Source organism: uncultured Desulfobulbus sp. (assembly GCF_963662935.2).
Classification (GTDB): Bacteria; Desulfobacterota; Desulfobulbia; order Desulfobulbales; family Desulfobulbaceae; genus Desulfobulbus.
On record NZ_CAXXTL010000002.1, the window covers coordinates 3,001,392 to 3,021,811 of the forward strand.

Consider the following 20,420-nt stretch of genomic DNA (forward strand, 5'->3'; position numbering starts at 1 on the left):
TTGTCGACCATGGATAATTTTCAGATTCGCCTTGCCCACAGATTCCGCAAGCAGCAGGCCTTCGCCGCCTGTTCTTCTCCTCTCTATGCACAGTTACATGGTGTCCTGGCCGACTGGATGACGGCGGAACCGGGGGGAGATCCGCTGGTGGATTGGCTGGTGCGGGCAGCGGCAGGGCGGTCGTCATTTGATGTGCCGCTCCTTCTGCTGGCTGGGTTGCATCGCGACATCCTCGCGGGATGCAGCGAAGTCCGGGATCTGGCCCGCTATTTTCCGTCTGTGGGTGGAACGATGCCGCCGCAAGAGGGCAATATAGCCGCCTGTCTACGCCAGGCCATGTGCGCCCGGCAGGAACAATTGGGTTCATTTCTCCGTACTGCCACGGTGCAGACCAATGAAACGGCTCGTGGCCTCTGCTGGTTGCTGCCGGTGCTCTATCCCGGCTGGGAGGGTGTCCATCTGGTGGACCTAGGCGCCAGTGCCGGACTTAATCTGGTAGCGGACCAGCACCAGTACCGGCTCATCGAAAAAAACACCGGCGTCATTCTCCTGGATCTTGGCAGCGGCGGTCCGGGTCAGTTTACTGTGGCGGGTGAAGGCCAGTTTTCCTTGCCGAACCGGACCATTCCTCCAGCCATTTACACGCGCACCGGCTGCGACTTTGCGCCACTCGATCTCCATTCGGCGCACGATGAGCAAACCTTGGCTGCTTTTGTCTGGGGTGACCAACTGGAGCGGCTGGATATGCTTCGTCACGGAATTGCCGCACTGCAGCGGGTCAACCGGACGAAGGCTCCGGTACAACTCCACCCGACCGATTTACCCGATCACCTGTCCCGATTTCTTGAAGAGCGGATCAGCCCCCTGACGGATGCCCCAATTGTTTTCTATAATACCTACTTGACCACCTATCTCCACGACAAAGGGGCCTCTTTGCGGCCGCAATTAGCAGCCTGGGCCGTCCGTCAGCCGCAACCCGTGCTCTGGCTGCAGTGGGAGACCCTCTGGCAGGGACCCAAACCGCCGGATTTTGGCTGGGTCGGCTGGACCGCTGATCTGTGGCAGGACGGCCGCCATCGGCAATGGCAGCTCGCGTGGGCACATCCTCACGGAACACGGATTCTGTGGATGCCGGATATGGCCGATTGGGCAAGCTTTTGGCGTCGTGAGCACCAGTGAAAAAGCGGAGCAACTGCCAGTGATTTCTCCATATTCAATATGAATTGGAGTCAAATTTCCTGTTGTCCCCGTGTTCTCCAAGGAGAAACGATGTGAAACACTACCTCTACGCCATGGGTGCCATCTTTTGCTGGGCCAGCCTGCCGGTGGCGACCGGCACCGGGCTTGATGCCCTGTCGATCGAGGAGTTGCTGTTCTACAGTTTCTCCAGCGCGGCCATTTTTCTCTCTGGTCTCGATTTATTGCAGAAAAAAACCGTCAGGCTAGCCTTGCCGGGTTTGCAGGTTTCCTTGCTCGGAATCTGGGGCATTTTCTTGTATCACTATGTGTACTATCAGGCCATGGCCCGAGCCCCGCTCGCCGAGGCGGCCATCCTCGCCACCACCTGGTCGTTTTGGATCGTGGTCTTTTCCTCGCTGGTCACCTTCAGGCGATTGCAGCCCGCGCTCATTCTTGTCGCGTTAGTCGGTTTGTTTGGAGCAGGTTTGGTCATTGCTGCGGGCAAGGAGGTGAATTTTGACTCGGGCTCGATGTTGGGGTATGCCTTGGCGCTGTTGTGTGGCCTGATCTGGAGTAGTTTTTCAGTGGGACTGTCGCAGCTCCGGTTGCGAGAAGAGCCGATGACCGCTTTCACCTTCTATGCGGCCTTGTTATCCGCCGTGCTTTTCTGGCTGAGCGGGCCCCATTCTTTACCATCCGCTGGTGCATTGCTCTCGGCAGTCTATCTGGGCTGCGTGCCGCTCGGGCTTTCCTTTTTTCTTTGGAATCGGGCGGTAACCGGAGGCAATATGGCCGTTATTGGTCTGCTGAGTTACTGTACCCCGCCACTGGCCGTCCTGCTGGTGGCTTTGCTGCGGCAACAGCCGGTTGCACCCCAAGTTCTGCTGGGCATGGGCATGATTATCGCAGCGGCAGTAACAGGAAAATTGGTAATGAGCAAGACGCGGAAGATTTGAGGGAGGAGGCAGCGGAAAAAAAATCCCCGACCGAAAACCGGCCGGGGATGAGAACCCATCTGATTGCGAAGAAGTTAGAATTTGAATCGAACGGAACCAACAACATTGTGGCCAGTGATGCTCGTGGCGAGATCAGTATCAGCAACTCCAAGATACTCGTAACCGAGATCAGCAGCCAGAGCATCGGTGAAGTTGTAGGTGACACCAGCGCCAGCTTTATAAGCAAAAACGTTGTCGCTGCCGCCAATGTCATTCCCGTTATAGTTAATATCCAGATCATACTTAGCATAGCCGATACCAGCCATGCCATAAACGGAAAAGGCCTCGTATACAGGGAGTTCGTAGTACCCGTTGACCATGAGGGTCGTTAAGCGGGTGTCGACGTCATAACTATCGAGAACGTTGACTGTGCCTACTTGACGGAGTTCGTTATAGGTATCTGCATCGGTTTTTTGATAAGCCAATTCCAGTTCCGCCCGGAACTTGCCCAGCGCTTGGTACATGCTGAATTCACGACCAAAGGCCAATGCCCCGTCGAGTCCGGGACCACTGTCCTGGCTATCGAAAACATTGGTTACATCTGCAACCATCCAAGCCCCTCTCATGCCGATTCGCGCATACCGCGCATCGTCAAAAGCTTCCTCAAGATCGGTAATACGGCCCTCATGGTTCTGCAATTGTTTGCCATGGGCGGCCCAGCTGCTCATTCTGCTGGGCTTGGGAGGAGTTCAGGTCGTCGATTTGCTGTTGGCATGCTTCGGGGCAGCCGGGGCCCATCTTTTTTCCGGGACCGCCGGCAAAGGTTGTGCTCGCCATTAAGACGAAAAACGAAACAGTGAGGGTGCTGAGTACTCTTTTCCTAGTCTTTCTTATCCACTTAAAGGAAGTAAGTTTTTTTTGGTGTCAAGAACTCCCAAAAAAAAATAACGCCGAATAAAATGAATATCTCCTGGGTTATGCAACCAAAAATAATATTTATAGTCGCTATAGCTGCTCAGGTTGAACAAATCAAGGCATTGTGACGGAAAATACAAATTTTTGAACAATGAGAAGAGGGAGAGGGAGGAGGGAGCGATTTTCGAGGTTGAAAGAAAATGGAGGAAAAGGAACGCTTAAAAAAAATCCCCCGGCCAGTTCTCTGGCCGGGGGATTGAAACTAACTAATTTCTAAGAAATTAGAATTTGAAACGAACCGATGCAACAACATTGTGACCGTTGATGCTGTCAGCGAGATCGGTGTCAGCAACACCCAGGTACTCGTAACCCAAGTCACCGGCAACCTGATCGGTGAAGTTGTAGGTCATACCGACACCTGCCTTGTAGGCAAAGACGTTGTCACTTGCATTGCGATACTCACCGCGCGTGTTAACTTGCTCCACGCCCGCTGCATTAAAAAAAGCAACAGTGGAATCCATGTCGTATTTCGCATAGCCTGCGCCTACCATGGCATAGAGAGAAAAGGCGTCGGCGACAGGCAATTCATAATAACCATTGACCATGATGGTGGTCACGTCAACACTGCCGTCTACGATTCTATCGGTTCCACCTGTAAACGGACTGGTATAGATAGTTTGGTTGTCATCGAGATCGACTGACTGCTTTGCAATTTCAACCTCAGCCCGGAACTTGCCCATCGCCTGGTACATGCTGAACTCGCGACCGAAAGCAATGGCGCCACCCCAACCGGTAGTGCCATCCAAGTCTGAACCAGTCCATTTGTCCTCCTGATCCATCCAAGCGGCGCGTACCCCAAGACGAGCATACCAAGAATCGGCGAAAGCCTTCTCGAGATCAGTAATGCGGCCCTCATGGTTCTGCAGTTGTTTGCTGTGGGCCCCCAGTTGCTCGTTCTGCTGAGCCTGAGATGAGTTCAGGTCATCGATCTGCTGCTGGCATGCTTCCGGACAACCCGGACCCATTTTTTTGCCAGGGCCACCGGCCAGTGCTACACCTGCGGTCAGAACAAAGGCGGATACTGCCATTACACTCAGTACTTTTTTCATATTGTTTCTCCTGTTTATTTGAGACTATGTTTACCCGGGCGTTATTGCCCAAAAAAACGATTTCACCACGATGCTGTTAACTTCCGCATCTTTTAATGCCACTATAACAAAGGAAAATGAGACTGGCAATACCTGGAATGAAAAAAATACAAAATTTTGAACAAAAATAGGGAGTGGTTGTTCTAACTCTTTGTTTTTATTTGTTTGAATAAAAGATAAAAATTTGCACTCTTTTTTTGCGAGACAATTAAAAACTGTGGGGAGGAAGAGCTGCATCAAGGTGAAAATGGCCTAATATCAACAGCACATCAGTGGGTTACTTGCTCTTCCCTCGAGCTGCAGTGGAGTTTTTTTATAAGAGAAAGCCTTCCTTTTCTAAGCACAATAATTTCCCTACGGATTGAGCGGACTGCTTGACGAAGGCTTCCCGGTTCGCTAGAAACGGCAAACATTCATTCTCACGCACACCGATTAAGCGTTTTTTTTCAGGAGGTCTTGTGATTTATACAGGAATAGAGCAGGTCTGCCGGTCCGGCCGTGCACATCTTGCCGGCAAACGGCTAGGGCTGCTTGCCAATCAGGCCTCCACCGACCGCTGGTTTGTGCATAGCCGTGACTTATTAATTGCAGCCTATCCCGGCCAACTGACCTGTCTCTTTTCGCCGCAGCACGGATTTTTCAGCGAAAAGCAGGATAACATGATTGAATCCGATCATGGTATCGACGGGGTCACCGGTTTGCCGGTCTATTCGTTGTATGGAGAGACCCGCAAACCCTATCCGTCGATGTTTGCCGATATTGATGTCTTACTGGTGGATCTGATTGATGTCGGTACCCGGGTCTATACTTTTATCTGGACCGTTGTTCACTGCTTGGAAGTTGCGGCGCAAACAGGTGTCCAGGTGGTTATCCTTGACCGGCCCAACCCCATCGGCGGCCATTTGATTGAGGGCAATATTCTGCGCAAGGAGTGCACCTCGTTTGTTGGCCGGTGCGCGATTCCCATGCGCCATGGTTTAACTCTGGGCGAGTTGGCCCTGTTCTGCAACCGCGAACTCTCGATAGGCGCTGATGTAGAAGTGGTGAAAATGGTTGGTTGGCAGCGCAATATGCTGTTTCCGGCCACCGGCTACCCCTGGGTTTTTCCCTCGCCCAACATGCCCTCTTTCATGGCCGCTCTGGTTTACCCTGGGCAAGTAATATGGGAGGGGACCAATATTTCCGAAGCCAGGGGCACGACCCTGCCCTTTGAACTCTTCGGTGCGCCCTTTCTCGATCATCGCGAGGTCCTTGATTTTCTCCGCTCCACCGAGTTGCCCGGTTGCACCCTGCGACCACTCCGCTTTGAGCCGACCTCAGGGAAATGGATGGGGCAAGGGTGCACAGGTTTTCAGATGCATGTGACTGATCCTGTAACATTTAGGCCGTACCGAACCAGCCTCGCCCTGCTTCAGGCGATCCGCAGTCTGTATCCAGAGCCGTTCGCCTACAAACCGCCGCCTTATGAATATGAATTCGAGCGGCTGCCCATGGACCTGATCATCGGTGACTGGGCGGTACGCGAAGCTCTGGAAAACGGTATGCCCATTGTTGAGCTGGAGCAGAGCTGGCTGGGGGAGTTGGACGAGTACCGGCAGCGTTGTCGCGCTGTTTTGCTTTACGATTAAGCAAAAGTACAGTATTCTCGCCCTTCCTCTTTCGGGTGGAGAAAAACATGGGAAAACAAGGGGCAACTTCATTTTCCCTGCAATCATTCCCCCTTACTCTGGGAGTATTTTTACACGTGTCCCGCGAATGTACTCTGCTGCAACTGGCTGACTTGGTAGGCGGTCGGGTGGAAGGCGATCCGCAACTCATCATCCACGGTCTCAACGGTATTGAATATGCCCAAGCCGGGGAGATTACCTTCATTCTCGATAAAAAGCAGGGGCCGCTTCTGGGGCAGTGCCGGGCCTCGGCCTGTATCATGCCAGCCGGTTTTGATCCCCTGCCGATTGCTGCGATTGTCACCGATCAACCTTCGGTGGCCGCTGCCCGTATCCATACCTTCTTTCTCGCTGAACGCTTTCAGGCTTGGGGAGTGCATCCCTCGGTGGTAGTGGGGGAGGGCTGCGTCATCCCACAGGAGGTGACCATCGGTCCGCTGGTTTGCCTCGGCGATCGCGTCGTCCTCGGCGAGCGGGTGACACTTCATCCTGGGGCGGTGATCGGCAGTGAGACGGTGATCGGCGACGACACTGTTATTCACGCCAATGTGACGGTGGCATCGGGCTGCACCATTGGTAAGCGGGTCATTCTTCACCATGGAGCAGTGATAGGCAGCGACGGCTTTGGTTTTGCCACCGACCGGATGGGCCTCCACTATAAGAAACCGCAGGTTGGTACGGTGCGGATCGACGACGATGTCGAGATCGGCGCCAACACCTGCGTTGACCGGGCAGCCTTTGGGGTGACCTGGATCAAGTCCGGTGCCCGGATCGATAACTTGGTAATGGTGGGTCATAATGTGGTGGTTGGTGAAAACTCGATCCTGGTGGCCCAGGTCGGGATTGCCGGCAGCACCACCTTGGGCCGTAATGTAGTGCTTGGTGCCAAGGCTGGCGTTGCTGGACATCTCCATCTAGGAGATCAGGTTATGGCTGCGGCCATGAGCGGTATTCACAACAATCAGCCCAACGGTGCAATTGTCGGCGGAGCTCCTGCCTTTGAGGCAAAGAGCTGGAGTCGGGCCACGGCTGCTTTCAGCCGATTGCCGGAGATGGTCAAGGAGTTGCGTCGGTTGCGCAAAGAGGTGGACCGGCTCAGCGGTCTTCTCGAATCCACGGAACAACAATAGGAAGAAAATGACAACACAAGCGTTTGATGTGCAATTGCCCATTGATATTAAGGGGATAATGGAGATTCTGCCACACCGGTATCCTTTTCTCCTGGTTGATCGGATCGTTGAGCTGGAGCGGGGAAAAATCATCACCGGCATCAAAAACGTCACCATGAACGAGCCGTTTTTTCAAGGTCATTTCCCTGGAGAACCGGTCATGCCCGGTGTGCTCATTTTAGAGGCCATGGCCCAGGTCGGCAGCATCCTGGCTTGTCTCTCCGATCCGGAAAGGATGGGCCGCCTAGCCTATTTCGCCGGGGTCGACAAGGCCCGCTTCCGCCGGATCGTGCGTCCGGGCGACCAGCTGGTGCTCAAGCTGGAGATGATCAAGCAGAAAGGGAAGATTATCAAGATGGCTGGTCAGGCTTTTGTCGACGAGCAACTGGCCACCGAAGCCGAATTGATGGCCAGTTTTGCCTGATCCGCGTCGTGCATGACCACATTCACACATTCCAGGCGGCCTCTTGCCGGGCCCTCTCTCTTTGTTTTCCACAGGACCATTGCCCCATGAATATACACCCCACGGCGGTCATCGACCCCAGAGCGCAACTCGACAGTTCGGTGATTGTCGAACCCTATGTCTTTATCGACGGTCCGGTGAAAATTGGTCCGGAGTCCCGGATTGGCACCCACACTGTGGTTTCGGGCCATACCACCATCGGCGCCCGCAACACCATCGGTTCCTTCGCTACCATCGGCGCCCCGCCCCAGGACACCCATTACAATGGGGAACCGACTGAACTGATCATCGGTGAGGGCAACCAGATCCGTGAATACGTCTCTATCCATCGGGCCACAGCCAAAGCCAGTGGCAAGACGCTGATCGGCGACAATAACATGATCATGGCCTACAGCCATATCGCCCATGACTGCATCATCGCCGACCATGTCATTATGGCCAACGTCGCCACTCTGGCGGGGCATGTGGAGATCGGCAGCCACGCCAATCTGGGCGGGTGGGTTGGAGTGCATCAATTCTGCCGCATCGGCGATTACGCCTATATCGGCGGCATGTCCGGCATTGGCCTGGATGTGCCCCCGTATGTGATCATGGAAGGCACCCGCAACCAGATGCGCATCGCCGGCATCAATAAGATCGGCTTGCGCCGTTCCGGCATGGACAGGGAAACCATCAAAAACCTGGAAGATGCCTTTAAGATTCTCTTCCGTTCACCGGAATTGCTGCTCAAGGATTCGTTGGCCAAGCTGGAAGAGGAGATGAAGGACTGTCTCGAAGTTCAGTTGATGGTCGATTTTTTCCGCACCAGCAAACGTGGCGTGGTCAAGCGGACCATCGATGATTGAGGCGGGGCAAGCAACAGCCATCGGCCTGATCGCCGGAGGTGGCCAGTTTCCCCTGCTTTTTGCCGAAGCGGCGCGGGCGCGGGGACGGCGTGTGGTGGCCATTGCCCACGTCAACGAAACCTCGGCCGAACTCGAGGAAAAAGCTGATTGTACCTACTGGGTGAAGCTTGGTCAACTTGGTAAAATAATTAAGTATTTTAAGGGTGAAGGGGTCCGGGAGACGGTCTTTGCCGGCACCATCACCAAAACCCGCATCTTCCATGATATCCTGCCTGATTTCAAGGGATTAACCCTGTGGAACAAAATCGACAACCGCCTTGACGATGCCATTCTCCGGGCTGTAGCCGCTTCCCTGGAAGAAGAGGGAATCCGCGTTCTCGCCTCCACCTGCTACCTTGACCACCTCTTCTTTCCCCAGGGTCTCCTGACTCGGAAAAAACCGTCGGCTGCTCAGATGGACGACATCCGTTTTGGCTGGAAGATAGCCCGAGAAGTGGGCCGGCTCGATATTGGGCAGTGCGTGGTGGTCCGTGATCGCAGCGTGCTCGCGGTGGAGGCTATTGAAGGCACCGACGCCGCCATTCGCCGGGGTGGGGAATTGTCCGGGTCCGGAGCAGTGGTGGTCAAGCTGAAAAAACCGGATCAGGATTTTCGCTTCGATCTGCCGGCGACCGGTCCGCGAACCATCGAAACCCTCGCGGCGGTCAAAGGCGTGGTTTTGGCAGTGGAGGCCGGGCAGTCGCTTCTTTTTGATAAAGAAGTCATGATTGCAGCGGCGGACCGGGCTGGTCTGGTGGTTGTTGGACTCCGCGAGGACGAGCGGGGAGAACCGCACTACTGAGCACGAAGGGTGTTCTGCCGGTGAAATTTTCGAATCGGCAGGTCAAGGGAGAGAGGGCATGGTACAAATGACACGGATCATCGAGATCTTTCGGCAGCAGCCGGTGGGCGAAGCGGTCGAATTCAGCGGCTGGCTGCGCACCCGGCGTGACTCGGGTGGTCTCGCCTTCCTTGAAATCAACGACGGCTCCTGTTTAGCCAACCTCCAGGTGATAGCCGAGGATCATCTCAATAATTTCGAGACCGAGGTGAAGAAGCTGAGCACCGGCTGCTCGCTGCGGGTGCAAGGTGTGCTTGTGGCCTCACCGGCCAAGGGCCAAACCGTCGAGGTGCGGGCTGAGTCGGTCACCATCATCGGTTGGGCCGATCCCGAGACCTATCCCCTGCAGAAAAAACGGCACAGTTTTGAGTTTCTTCGCACCATCGCCCATCTTCGTTCCCGCACCAATGCCCTTGGCGCGGTTGCCAGGGTACGGAGTGCCCTCAGTTTTGCCATCCACCGCTTTTTTCACGAGCACGGCTTTCTCCAGGTGCACACTCCGGTGATCACCACTTCCGATTGCGAAGGCGCAGGAGAGATGTTCACCGTCACTGCGCTAGAACCGGGACAACTGCAAGGAGCGCAACCCTTTGCCAACGACTTTTTTGGCAAACGGGCCGGCCTGACGGTCAGCGGCCAGTTGCAGGCCGAAATTTTTGCCCTCTCCCATGGCTTGGTCTACACCTTTGGCCCGACGTTTCGCGCCGAAAACTCCAACACCAGCAGGCATTTGGCTGAGTTTTGGATGTTAGAGCCAGAGATGGCTTTCTGCGATCTGCGCGGTAACATGGAGGTCGCCGAGGCGATGATCAAGTCCCTGGCGGCGACGGCGCTGACCGAATGTACGGCAGATCTCGAACTATTCGAGCAGTTCATCGCCAAGGGATTGATCGAAAAACTCAGCCAGGTCCGTGACCGTCCCTTTGTCCATTTGACCTATACCGAGGCCGTGGCCGAATTGGAGCGGTCAGGGAAGACGTTTGAATTTCCGGTGCAATGGGGCATCGATCTTCAGGCCGAACACGAACGCTATCTCTGCGAGGAGATGGCAAAGGCCCCGGTCATCGTCACCAACTATCCCGAGACAATCAAACCCTTTTACATGCGCCTGGACGACGACGGCCGCACCGTGGCGGCCATGGATATCCTGGTAGCAGGCATTGGTGAGCTGGTCGGCGGCAGTCAGCGTGAGGAACGCTTGGATGTGCTGGCGGCCCGGATGGCGGCGGCCGGGCTCGATCTGGAGCAGTACGGCTGGTATCTTGATCTGCGGCGGTTTGGTTCCGTGCCCCATGCCGGGTTTGGGCTCGGTTTTGAGCGGTTGGTGCAGTTTGTCACCGGCATGCAGAATATCCGTGAGGTCATCCCTTTTCCGCGAACCCCAGGCAGTGCCCCCTGTTGATCTTTCTTTTTTCCTTAGGAGTGTGCCATCGCGACGGTCACCGGTAACACCAACGGGCTCAAGCCCAAGCAACTGCGGGACCTGGAACGGCTCGCCCAGAAAAAGGTCGGGCCCGAGGAGATCGTTGGCCGGGAAACCGCCCGGGCACTGGCCGCGATCTCAACCGAATTGAACCGGCAGGTCGGTTTGCTCATTCACCGTTCCGGTTGGATTGAAACCGTGATCGTTGGCGATTATGACCGCATCACCATCCCGGCCTTGGCGAATGTCGGCGCCAGTGGCGGTCGTCTCCGTGGTCTACGTTGCGTCCATACGGTTTTAGGGGGCTCGGCGGCGGTGAACGAGGAGGACATCATGGATCTGGCCTGTTTACGGCTCGACCTGATGGCGGTCCTCACCATCCGGGACGGGTTGCCGGATCTGCTCCATGCGGTGCATCTTATTCCGCTCCAGGTGGACGGCCGGGATTGGGCGACGCTGGCTCCGGTTCATCCTGCCAATCAGCACCTGTCCTGCATTGAGCTGATCGAGGCCCTGGAGGAGGAGTTTGTCCGGGAACGCCCGGTGCGCGAGGTGGATCAGGGCAAGGACCGGGCCATCCTGGTCTCGGTGACCACCGGTGCTCGCGGCGAGTCCGAGGACTCCATGGCCGAACTGGTCGAACTGGCCCGCTCCGCCGGGGTAGAAGTCCTGGCCCAGGTGATCCAGCGGCGCAAGCATATCCATCCCCGTTTTATCCTCGGTCGCGGCAAGCTGGTGGAAATCGTGCTGATGAGTCTGAGGCTCGGGGCCAACCTGCTGTTGTTTGATCAGGAGCTCAGCCCTTCGCAAATCCGTTCGGTCACCGACCACACCGACCTGCGGGTCATCGACCGCACCCAGTTGATTCTCGATATCTTTGCCAGCCGGGCACGCTCGCGGGAAGGGAAACTGCAAATCGAGATGGCCCAGTTGAAATATCTGCTGCCCAAGCTGACCACCCGCGACGACGCATTGTCCCGGCTCACCGGCGGCATTGGTGCCCGCGGACCGGGCGAGACCCGCTTGGAAATCGACAAGCGGCGGATCAACGATCGGATCACTCGCTTGGGCAAGGAATTGAAAACTGTGGGTGAGCAGCGCTATCACCGACGAAGCCGGCGACGTAAACGCGACGTGCCGGTGATTTCCCTGGTCGGCTACACCAATGCCGGCAAGTCTACCCTGCTCAACACCCTGACCAAAAGCAAAATCCAGGCCGAGGACCTGCTGTTCGCCACCCTGGATCCAACCAGCCGGCGTCTCAGATTTCCCGAGGACATGGAAGTGATCATCACCGACACTGTCGGCTTTATCCGCAATCTACCTGCCGACCTGCTCAAGGCCTTTGAATCCACTCTGGAGGAATTGTTCGAGGCTGATCTGCTTCTCCATGTGATTGATGTCTCCAATGCGGCCTGGCGCAAGCAGGTTGAGGTAGTAGAAGGGCTTCTGGCCGAGTTGGAGCTGGACGCCATCCCCTGTCTCAAGGTGTTCAACAAGACCGACCGGCTGGCTCCGGAAGATCAGGTTCAGTTGGTGCTTTCCGGGGAGGGTGTGGGGATCAGTGCCCTGGATGCGGGCACGCTTGAACCATTACTGGAGCGGGCCCAGGAAATCCTTAAGGGCGCCTTGGTTTCGATGGGCAATGCATTACCCGTTGAAAACACGAACAAAAAAGGGGGCGGAGAGAGTTGCCCTTAGCTCTGCAGAAAAAAACCTAAGGCCCTTTCCATTTCGATGGTGTCTTTGAATTGACAACCGATAGCGTTCTGTTGCACTGATTTAACCAGAACTCGCTTCTTTAAGGTTGTTTTTTTCTTGTCGTTGAGCTGAAATTCAACCTGCAGTACTTGGTCTTTTTCGATTCGATGCAGCCCGGAAACTGAAAAGCCCACTCCACCCCTTGAGATGTTGTTAATGTGAATAATGCCGCCCCCGACCCCGCCTTCGCTAAGAATGACGTACGTGCCAGGCAAGCTGGTCTGTTTACGATAGTGCCGTCGAAAGTCGAGAAGAATGGTGAACACCTGCTGACACCGGCACCGAACATTGATCGAATGGCGTCCGTATCGAAATTTTTCGGCAGCAATATGTTTGATTGCCCCGCAGGACGGACATATCAGGGTGGCAGTATTATTGTCGCGGACATGCACCTTGGTGTTGGTCATTGAGGTCAATCGTAGATGATGCAGGTGAAACGTTCAAGTTCTGCTTCGGTTTCCGGGTCAAGTTCAGCGGCGACTTCATGGATTTGGTATTCTTTTTTGCACCCTGAACATGTAAGCCGCACCTGACGGCACCGCCGCTGCACCTTCAATGTTTCATCGCATTCCTTACATTTCATGTTGGTTGAGCCTTACCTATGAGTTGCTCACGGGTAAAGACGGTTTTGAGAGGGTACCCCTTTGCAGCCAGAATTTCGGCTCCACCCTCCTGCCGGTCGACGATAGTGGCGACTAAACCAACCTTGAACCCTTCATTTTCCACCCGCTCGATTACCTTGAGGAGGGTGCCGCCGGTGGTGACCACATCTTCGACCAAGGCGACCAGTCCCCCCAGCTTGAGGTTACTTTTCCCTTCGATGAAATTTCCGGTGCCATGACCTTTGGCCTCTTTGCGGACGATAAAGGCCGGAATCGGCGATTTCTCGAGGTAACTGACCAGGGAAACAGCCGTCACCAGGGGGTCGGCTCCCAGGGTCATGCCGCCCACCCCGACGATGGGTTCCGGATGCTGGCGGATCAGTTCGAAAAGGAGGTGGCCGCATAAATAGCTCCCTTCCGCGTCAAGAGTGGTTTGTTTGCCGTCCACATAAAAATCTGAGGTCTTCCCGGAAGTGAGGGTGAAGATGCCTTCTCGGTAGGATTTTTGGAGGAGCAGTTCTTTCAGTCGTTGTCGTTTGTTCATGGGATTATCCTTTAACTATATGGTTATGAAGAGGATACCTTTTTTTACGCTTTTCGCAAAACGATTTCTCAAGTGGAGTGAAACAAGCGAAAGGTCGGTGGGGGAGCCTCTCGGTGGTTGTGCATTTTTGTCATATCAAATCGATGAATTACATTTTTGGAGCAAAGGGGATGGAAATGAGAATCCATGGTTTTATTGTTCTTCCGGCTTGCTTTTTACCGCTTCCTCGTGAATACTGACCCCAATGCTGGTTGATGCTGCCAACGAATATTAAAGAGGACGAACAAATGTGCGGAATAGTAGGCTATGTCGGGACGAGAAGAGTTGTGCCCATTCTCCTGGAAGGATTGAGGAGACTCGAATATCGCGGATACGATTCCGCTGGATTGGTCTATCATTTCGGCGGCCAACTGGTTCGCCATCGGGCCAAAGGAAAATTGGCCAATCTTGAAGCGGCGGTTGACGAATACATAGGTGTTGCCAGTGGGACCGGTATCGGCCATACCCGATGGGCCACCCATGGCGCCCCCACCGAGAATAATGCCCATCCGCATACCGACTGCACCGGCGAACTGGTCGTTGTTCATAATGGCATTATTGAGAATTACACCTCGCTGAAAAAAGAATTGACGGCCAAGGGGCATGTCTTTGCCTCGGAAACGGATACCGAGGTTATAGCCCATCTGATTGAAGACTGTCTGCAGGGAGATCTGGTCGCCGCTGTTCGCGCCGCTTTGGCCCGAGTTGAAGGTTCCTACGCCATCGGTGTGCTTTGGGCCAAAGAGCCTGAACTGCTGGTTGCCGCCCGCAATCACAGCCCTCTGGTTATGGGCGTGGCCGCCGATGCCTGCTATATCGCCTCGGACATTCCCGCGCTTCTGCCCTATACTAGGGAGGTTATCTTTCTTGATGACCGGGAAATGGCGATATTGCGTAAGGGCACATACACCATTTTGCAAATTGATGACGGTTCGGAGTTGGAAAAGACCATTTCGGTGATCGACTGGAACGCCTCAATGGCCGAGAAAGCCGGGTACCGTCATTTCATGCTCAAAGAGATTTTTGAACAGCCCCAGGCCATTCTCAATACGGTCAGCGGCCGGATTGTTCCTGATACTGGCGTCGTTGATTTGCCGGAAATTGGAATCGATCACGCAGCCATCAACACTATTGAGCGCATTGCCCTGGTTGCTTGCGGCACCTCTTGGCATGCTGCTCTCATCGCCAAGTATTGGATTGAGAAATGGGTCGGTATTCCGGTGGAGGTGGATATTGCTTCGGAGTTCCGTTACCGTCGGCTCTTGCTCAATGAACGCACGTTGACTATCGCCATTTCCCAGTCTGGAGAAACCGCCGATACACTGGCCGGAATTCGCCGGGCGGCGCAACTAGGCTCCAAGGTGGTGACGGTGTGCAATGTGGTCGGGTCCACCATGACGCGGGAGGCAGATGGCGTTATTTACACCCATGCCGGTCCGGAGATAGGGGTGGCCTCAACCAAGGCCTTCACCTGTCAGTTGGCAGCGCTTTTTCTGCTCACCCTCTTTCTCGGGCAAACACGTAAGACCATCGACCCGATAACCCAGAAAAAACTGGGGCTCGCCTTGGTTGATATAGCCGAGGTGATTGAGAACGAGTTGCCGCGTCTGCAGGATGAGATCAAATCCCTGATTGAAGGCTATTATGAGGCCAAGGATTTCCTGTTTGTCGGCAGGGGGCTCAGTTTCCCCATCGCCCTGGAAGGGGCGCTGAAATTAAAGGAAATTTCTTACATCCACGCCGAAGGATATGCCGCCGGTGAACTTAAACATGGGCCGATTGCCTTGATTGATCGCGATATGCCCGTTGTAGCCTTGGTTCCAAGGGATTCAGTGTATCTGAAAGCGGTTTCTAACATTGAGGAAATCAAGGCGCGCCAAGGCCGACTGGTCCTTTTCGGCACGCAAGGAGATGAGAACCTTGCTGGTTTGACGAGCGATATTCTTTATCTTCCTGAAGTGTTGGAGGATCTGAATCCATTGCTCTACACGATCCCTGCACAGTTACTTGCTTACGAAATTGCCCACCGTCGTGGCTGTGATGTCGACCAACCGCGTAATCTGGCAAAAAGTGTCACGGTTGAATAAGTCGCTGCAATGAGTTGTCGGCAGAGAGGTTGATTTTGTTCTTTACCGCATGAGGGAGCCCTCCCTCATGCGGTTTTTCTTTCCCCTGTTTTCCCTTCCTTCCTCTTTTTTCAACCCTCCGTCAAAGAACGAATCCTGTATCCGCTCGACTGTTGGTTATCTGCTGCCTGTTGACGTCTTGGTTTTCGCATGCGAAATTTCTCTAAATTATTTCGTAAGAATAGAAAATTCAAATAGTTGGCGATTGTTTGGCAACTGTTGTTGAGTTGGACACCCCTCTTAATAGGCAACTGCGCTCTGCTGGATTATCATAAAATCATCTTGCATACATTCACGAATGTATGTATAAAGCTGCTTTGCTTTTCTGTGTTCGTATTTTTTATCCTGCGTGAAAAACTTATAAGGAGTGTTTCCATATGAACAGAGTCGTGCGGAATGTGTTCGTGCTTCTCCCTCTTCTCGTTACCGGTCTTCTGGTCGGATCCTGCAAGAACACACCCCAACAAAATGTTGCGACCGGTGATCCGGTGGAGGTCACCGTTGTTACTCTCAAACCGCAACCGGTGTCGCTGGTGGTGGAATTGCCAGGCCGGACGGCAGCTTTTCGGATTGCTGATGTTCGTCCCCAAGTAAGCGGCATTATACAAAAACGATTGTTTACCGAAGGCGGTGAGGTCAAGGCAGGGCAACTGCTCTATCAAATCGATCCCGCCAGCTATCAGGCCGGTTTCGACAGCGCCAAGGCGGCGCTTGCCAAGGCAGAAGCCCAGGAACATTCTTCCCGCCTCAAGGCAGATCGTTATCGGGTGCTTGTCCGTACTAAAGCGGTCAGCGATCAGGAGCAGATCGAGATGGAGGCCAATTGGAAGCAGGCGGTCGCCGATGTGGCCGCCGCCAAGGCCGCTCTGGCCAGCGCCCGCATCAATCTTGATTACACTCGAGTCACCGCTCCCATCACCGGACGGATCGGCAAGTCGACTGTGACGGAAGGCGCCCTGGTGACCGCCCTGCAAAGTGCGGCACTGGCCACCATCCAGCAACTGGACCCTCTCTATGTCGATGTCAATCAATCAAGCACGGAATTACTTGATCTGAAAAAGGAAATCACAGGTGGGCAGGCTTCGGGAGGTCAACAGGTTCAATCCGAAGTCAAGGTGCTGCTCGAGGGCGGCGCAGTATACCGCCACGCCGGCAGTCTGGAATTTTCCGACGTCACTGTCAACCAGAGCACGGGGACGGTGACCCTTCGGGCCCTTGTTGCTAATCCCGACCAGGAACTGCTGCCCGGAATGTTTGTCCGGGCACGGATTGTCAAGGGGCAACGGCCGGAGGCCATTTGTGTGCCCGCAGCCGGTGTCAGCCGTAACAGCAAAGGGCAGGCCATAGTGATGGTGGTCAATAAGCAGTCCGCAGTCGAGAGCCGGCTGGTGCACATTGGGCAGAATGTTGGCGTTCAGGTGCTGATCACCCAGGGACTTGCGGCCGGCGAACAGGTGATTGTCGCCGGGTTGCAAAAAATCAAACCAGGTAGTCCGGTGAAGGCGGTTGAGTTACCCGCTACTGGAACTGATCAAGCCGTATCTGCCCCCGCCACGCCGGCGGCGAAAACGGAGTAAGTCATGGCCCGTTTTTTTATTGATCGTCCCATCTTTGCCTGGGTTATTGCTATTGTCATCATGTTGGCCGGAGCGCTCTCGATCATGCGCCTGCCGATCTCCCAGTATCCTGAGATCGCGCCGCCCTCGGTGCAGATCACCTCAAAATATCCCGGTGCCTCTGCTAAAATCGTTGAGGACAGTGTCACCCAGATTATTGAGCAGAACATGAATGGTCTGGATAATCTGCTCTACATGAACTCGCAGAGTTCCTCCTCGGGCAGCGTCACCATCACCCTGACCTTCGAGGCCGGCACCGACCCGGATATTGCCCAGGTTCAGGTCCAGAACAAATTGCAGCAGGCGCTGAGTCTGTTGCCCCAGGAGGTGCAACAGGAGGGGGTGCAGGTCACCAAGTCCAACGCGACCTTCCTGATGATTGTCGGACTCACCTCCGCCGACGGCAGCATGAACAAGAACGACCTGTCCGATTTCATGGTCTCGACCCTGCGCGACCCGCTGAGCCGCACTCCCGGAGTGGGCAGCATCCGTATTTTCGGTAGTCAGTACGCCATGCGCATCTGGCTCGATCCGCACAAGCTCAACAGTTTCCAACTCACACCCGCCAATATCAAGGCCGCCATCCAAACTCAGAACAATCAAGTTGCGGTGGGCGATCTTGGGGGCACGCCCTCGGTTGCCGGCCAGCAGATCAACGCCAGTATGATGGCCCAGACCAAGATGAGTTCTCCGGAGCAATTCGCCCAGATCCTGTTGAAGGTCAACAGCGATGGCTCCCAGATCCGCCTCAAGGATGTTGCCCGGGTCGAGATCGGGGGCGAGAGTTACGAATCAGTGACGACCTTCAACGGTAAACCGGCCTCCGGCATGGCGATCATGCTCGCTACCGGCGCCAATGCCCTGGATACGGCCAAGGCTGTACGAGCTAAACTTGCCGATCTGCAGCCTTATTTCCCGGCAGGTGTCGAGGTCGTCTATCCTTACGATACCACCACCTTTATCAAAATATCGATCGAGGAGGTCGCCCACACCTTGGTTGAGGCCGTTCTGTTGGTCTTTCTGGTGATGTATCTTTTTCTGCAGAATTTCCGGGCCACTCTCATTCCGACCATCGCCGTGCCTGTGGTCCTGCTCGGCACTTTCGGCATCATGGCCGCCTTCGGTTTTTCAATCAACACCCTGACCATGTTCGGCCTGGTGCTGGCTATCGGTCTCTTGGTTGACGACGCCATTGTCGTGGTCGAGAACGTGGAGCGGATCATGGCCGAAGAGGGATTGTCGCCGCTGGAGGCGACCCGCAAATCCATGGACCAGATTACCGGTGCCCTGATCGGTATTGCCCTGGTACTTTCCGCTGTTTTTGTGCCCATGGCTTTTTTGGGTGGTTCAACCGGCGCGATCTATCGTCAGTTTTCCCTGACCATCGTTTCGGCCATGGTTCTTTCGGTGCTGGTGGCCCTCATCCTGACACCTGCCCTTTGCGCCACCTTGCTCAAACCAGTCAGGAAAGGGGGGCATGGGCATAAGCGTGGTTTTTTTGGCTGGTTCAATCGGGTCTTTGACCGCAGTGCGGACGGGTATCGCGACAGTGTCGGTTTTGTGCTCAAACGTACCGGCCGCTTCGGCCTGATTTATCTCCTCCTCATCGGAGCCATGGGCTATCTGTTCACCACGCTGCCCACCTCCTTTCTGCCCGAGGAGGATCAGGGCGTTTTCCTCACCATGGTGCAATTGCCCACCGGTGCTACCCAGGAGCGGACTCAGGAAGTGCTCAATAAGGTCCGCGATCACTATCTGATCAACGAAAAAGACAACGTCAAGACTGCCTTTACGGTGGCCGGCTTCAGCTTTGCCGGTACGGGGCAGAACATGGGCATGGTCTTTGCGCAGATGCGCGACTGGAGTGAGCGGAAAAGTCCGCAGCAGACGGTCAAGGCAATCATTGGCCGAGCCATGGGGCAATTCTCCCAGTTCAAGGAGGCGATGGTTTTTGCCTTCAACCTGCCCTCCATCCCGGCCCTGGGTTCTTCCACCGGTTTTGATTTTTTTCTTCAGGATCGCGGTGGCCTGGGGCATGAAAAGCTGATCGAGGCGCGTAATCAGCTGCTGGGCATGGCGGCCAAAAACCCCAGTCTGACCCGGGTGCGTCCCAACGGTATGGAGGATACCCCGCAGTACAACGTGGATGTCGATTTTGAAAAGGCCATGGCCCTCGGAGTTTCAGTGGCCGACATTAACACCACTTTGTCGACCGCCTGGGGTGGAAATTACGTCAACGATTTTGTTCATCAGGGACGGGTGAAAAAGGTCTATGTGCAGGCCGATGCGCCGTTCCGCATGCAACCGGAGGACCTGGCCCTCTGGTATGTCCGCAACGCCACTGGCGAAATGGTGCCGTTCTCGACTTTTACCAGCGGTCACTGGAGTTTTGGTTCCCCCCGATTGGAGCGTTTTAACGGCAACTCGGCGGTGGAGATCGTCGGCGAGGCCGCGCCCGGCAAATCCAGCGGTGACGCCATGAAGATCATTGGTGAGCTGGTGGCGCAACTCCCCGCCGGCATCGGGTATGAATGGACCGGCGCTTCCTACCAGGAACAGCAGGCCGGGGCCCAGGCTCCCGCTTTGTACGCCATCTCGATCCTGGTCGTCTTCCTCTGTCTTGCCGCACTCTATGAAAGCTGGTCGGTGCCGTTCTCTGTTATTCTGGCGGTGCCACTCGGTGTCCTGGGCGCTCTGGCTGCCGCTTCTTTTCGTGGCATGGAAAACGACGTCTATTTTCAGGTGGGTCTGTTGACCACCATAGGTCTGTCGGCCAAGAACGCCATCCTGATCGTTGAGTTTGCCAAGCGGCGGTATGATAAGGGCAAGGATCTGGTTGAAGCCACGGTCAATGCCTGCCGGCTGCGGCTCCGGCCAATTTTGATGACCTCGCTGGCCTTTATGCTCGGCGTTCTGCCGCTGGCAATCAGCAGCGGCGCCGGGGCAAACAGTCGACACGCCATCGGCACCGGTGTACTGGGCGGCATGCTATCGGCAACGGTCCTGGCGATTTTTTTCATCCCCCTCTTTTTTGTGGTGGTATTGCGCCTGTTTACAAAAAAGCGGGCACCAAAGGCAAGTGTCGACCCGGTACGGGAGAACTGAAAT

General features: G+C 55.1%; 18 protein-coding genes. 12 read left to right on the plus strand and 6 right to left on the minus strand.

Annotated elements, in window-relative coordinates; translation table 11 throughout:
- Window positions 1–9: 9 nt before the first annotated feature.
- Window positions 10–1,179 (plus strand): DUF2332 domain-containing protein, encoded by a 1,170-nt coding sequence (locus ACHZCX_RS17550; RefSeq protein ID WP_319588493.1) that lies wholly within the window; start codon window positions 10–12, stop codon window positions 1,177–1,179.
- A gap of 92 nt (window positions 1,180–1,271) precedes the next feature.
- A complete protein-coding gene (locus ACHZCX_RS17555) occupies window positions 1,272–2,135 on the plus strand; it encodes a DMT family transporter (RefSeq protein WP_319588494.1) in 864 nt (287 codons plus the stop codon).
- 74 nt (window positions 2,136–2,209) lie between these two features.
- Here the strand turns inward: ACHZCX_RS17555 and ACHZCX_RS17560 are convergent, their stop codons facing one another.
- Together ACHZCX_RS17560 and ACHZCX_RS17565 are read right to left on the minus strand one after the other, a co-directional pair.
- Window positions 2,210–2,842 carry an outer membrane beta-barrel protein gene (locus tag ACHZCX_RS17560; RefSeq protein WP_319588495.1) on the minus strand — a complete coding sequence of 211 codons (633 nt, stop codon included), beginning with the start codon at window positions 2,840–2,842 and terminating at the stop codon, window positions 2,210–2,212.
- Window positions 2,843–3,310: 468 nt separating this feature from the next.
- A complete protein-coding gene (locus ACHZCX_RS17565) occupies window positions 3,311–4,138 on the minus strand; it encodes an outer membrane beta-barrel protein (protein WP_319588496.1) in 828 nt (275 codons plus the stop codon).
- Window positions 4,139–4,635: 497 nt separating this feature from the next.
- Between ACHZCX_RS17565 and ACHZCX_RS17570 the strand changes: the two genes are divergently transcribed.
- The 6 genes from ACHZCX_RS17570 (at window position 4,636) to asnS (ending at window position 10,603) form a co-directional block, all read left to right on the plus strand.
- Window positions 4,636–5,805 carry a DUF1343 domain-containing protein gene (locus ACHZCX_RS17570; protein ID WP_319588497.1) on the plus strand — a complete coding sequence of 390 codons (1,170 nt, stop codon included), beginning with the start codon at window positions 4,636–4,638 and terminating at the stop codon, window positions 5,803–5,805.
- A 47-nt stretch (window positions 5,806–5,852) separates the two neighbouring features.
- A complete protein-coding gene (gene lpxD, locus ACHZCX_RS17575; protein ID WP_319588498.1) occupies window positions 5,853–6,974 on the plus strand; it encodes a UDP-3-O-(3-hydroxymyristoyl)glucosamine N-acyltransferase in 1,122 nt (373 codons plus the stop codon).
- 7 nt (window positions 6,975–6,981) lie between these two features.
- Window positions 6,982–7,437 (plus strand): 3-hydroxyacyl-ACP dehydratase FabZ, encoded by a 456-nt coding sequence (gene fabZ / locus ACHZCX_RS17580; protein ID WP_319588499.1) that lies wholly within the window; start codon window positions 6,982–6,984, stop codon window positions 7,435–7,437.
- A gap of 86 nt (window positions 7,438–7,523) precedes the next feature.
- Window positions 7,524–8,321 (plus strand): acyl-ACP--UDP-N-acetylglucosamine O-acyltransferase, encoded by a 798-nt coding sequence (lpxA, locus tag ACHZCX_RS17585; protein ID WP_319588500.1) that lies wholly within the window; start codon window positions 7,524–7,526, stop codon window positions 8,319–8,321.
- Window positions 8,314–9,162, plus strand: a complete 849-nt coding sequence (locus ACHZCX_RS17590; RefSeq protein ID WP_319588501.1) for a UDP-2,3-diacylglucosamine diphosphatase LpxI domain-containing protein — start codon at window positions 8,314–8,316, stop codon at window positions 9,160–9,162. Before lpxA ends, ACHZCX_RS17590 begins: the two co-directional genes overlap by 8 nt.
- Before the next feature lie 58 nt (window positions 9,163–9,220).
- The gene (gene asnS / locus ACHZCX_RS17595; RefSeq protein ID WP_319588502.1) at window positions 9,221–10,603 is read left to right on the plus strand and encodes an asparagine--tRNA ligase; all 1,383 of its coding nucleotides are present in this window, start codon (window positions 9,221–9,223) and stop codon (window positions 10,601–10,603) included.
- 14 nt (window positions 10,604–10,617) lie between these two features.
- Here the strand turns inward: asnS and ACHZCX_RS17600 are convergent, their stop codons facing one another.
- A complete protein-coding gene (locus tag ACHZCX_RS17600; RefSeq protein ID WP_319588503.1) occupies window positions 10,618–10,797 on the minus strand; it encodes a hypothetical protein in 180 nt (59 codons plus the stop codon).
- Between the two features lie 25 nt (window positions 10,798–10,822).
- Here ACHZCX_RS17600 and hflX point away from each other — a divergent pair, with 25 nt between their 5' ends.
- Window positions 10,823–12,325, plus strand: a complete 1,503-nt coding sequence (gene hflX / locus ACHZCX_RS17605; protein WP_319588504.1) for a GTPase HflX — start codon at window positions 10,823–10,825, stop codon at window positions 12,323–12,325.
- Here the strand turns inward: hflX and ACHZCX_RS17610 are convergent.
- From ACHZCX_RS17610 to pyrE, 3 genes are read right to left on the minus strand one after another with little or no spacing between them, the layout of a single operon-like run.
- Window positions 12,322–12,792, minus strand: coding sequence for a PilZ domain-containing protein (locus ACHZCX_RS17610; protein WP_319588505.1), 471 nt, complete (start codon window positions 12,790–12,792; stop codon window positions 12,322–12,324). The genes hflX and ACHZCX_RS17610 overlap by 4 nt on opposite strands.
- Before the next feature lie 5 nt (window positions 12,793–12,797).
- Window positions 12,798–12,968 (minus strand): dual CXXC motif small (seleno)protein, encoded by a 171-nt coding sequence (locus ACHZCX_RS17615; protein ID WP_319588506.1) that lies wholly within the window; start codon window positions 12,966–12,968, stop codon window positions 12,798–12,800.
- A complete protein-coding gene (pyrE, locus tag ACHZCX_RS17620) occupies window positions 12,965–13,531 on the minus strand; it encodes an orotate phosphoribosyltransferase (protein WP_319588507.1) in 567 nt (188 codons plus the stop codon). Before pyrE ends, ACHZCX_RS17615 begins: the two co-directional genes overlap by 4 nt.
- A 287-nt stretch (window positions 13,532–13,818) precedes the next feature.
- On the opposite strand from pyrE, the gene glmS reads away from it, so the two are divergent.
- From glmS to ACHZCX_RS17635, 3 genes are all read left to right on the plus strand, one after another.
- The gene (gene glmS / locus ACHZCX_RS17625; protein ID WP_319588508.1) at window positions 13,819–15,657 is read left to right on the plus strand and encodes a glutamine--fructose-6-phosphate transaminase (isomerizing); all 1,839 of its coding nucleotides are present in this window, start codon (window positions 13,819–13,821) and stop codon (window positions 15,655–15,657) included.
- A gap of 416 nt (window positions 15,658–16,073) precedes the next feature.
- Window positions 16,074–17,273 (plus strand): efflux RND transporter periplasmic adaptor subunit, encoded by a 1,200-nt coding sequence (locus ACHZCX_RS17630; RefSeq protein ID WP_319588509.1) that lies wholly within the window; start codon window positions 16,074–16,076, stop codon window positions 17,271–17,273.
- Window positions 17,274–17,276: 3 nt separating this feature from the next.
- Window positions 17,277–20,417, plus strand: coding sequence for an efflux RND transporter permease subunit (locus tag ACHZCX_RS17635; protein WP_319588510.1), 3,141 nt, complete (start codon window positions 17,277–17,279; stop codon window positions 20,415–20,417).
- Window positions 20,418–20,420 lie beyond the last annotated feature (3 nt).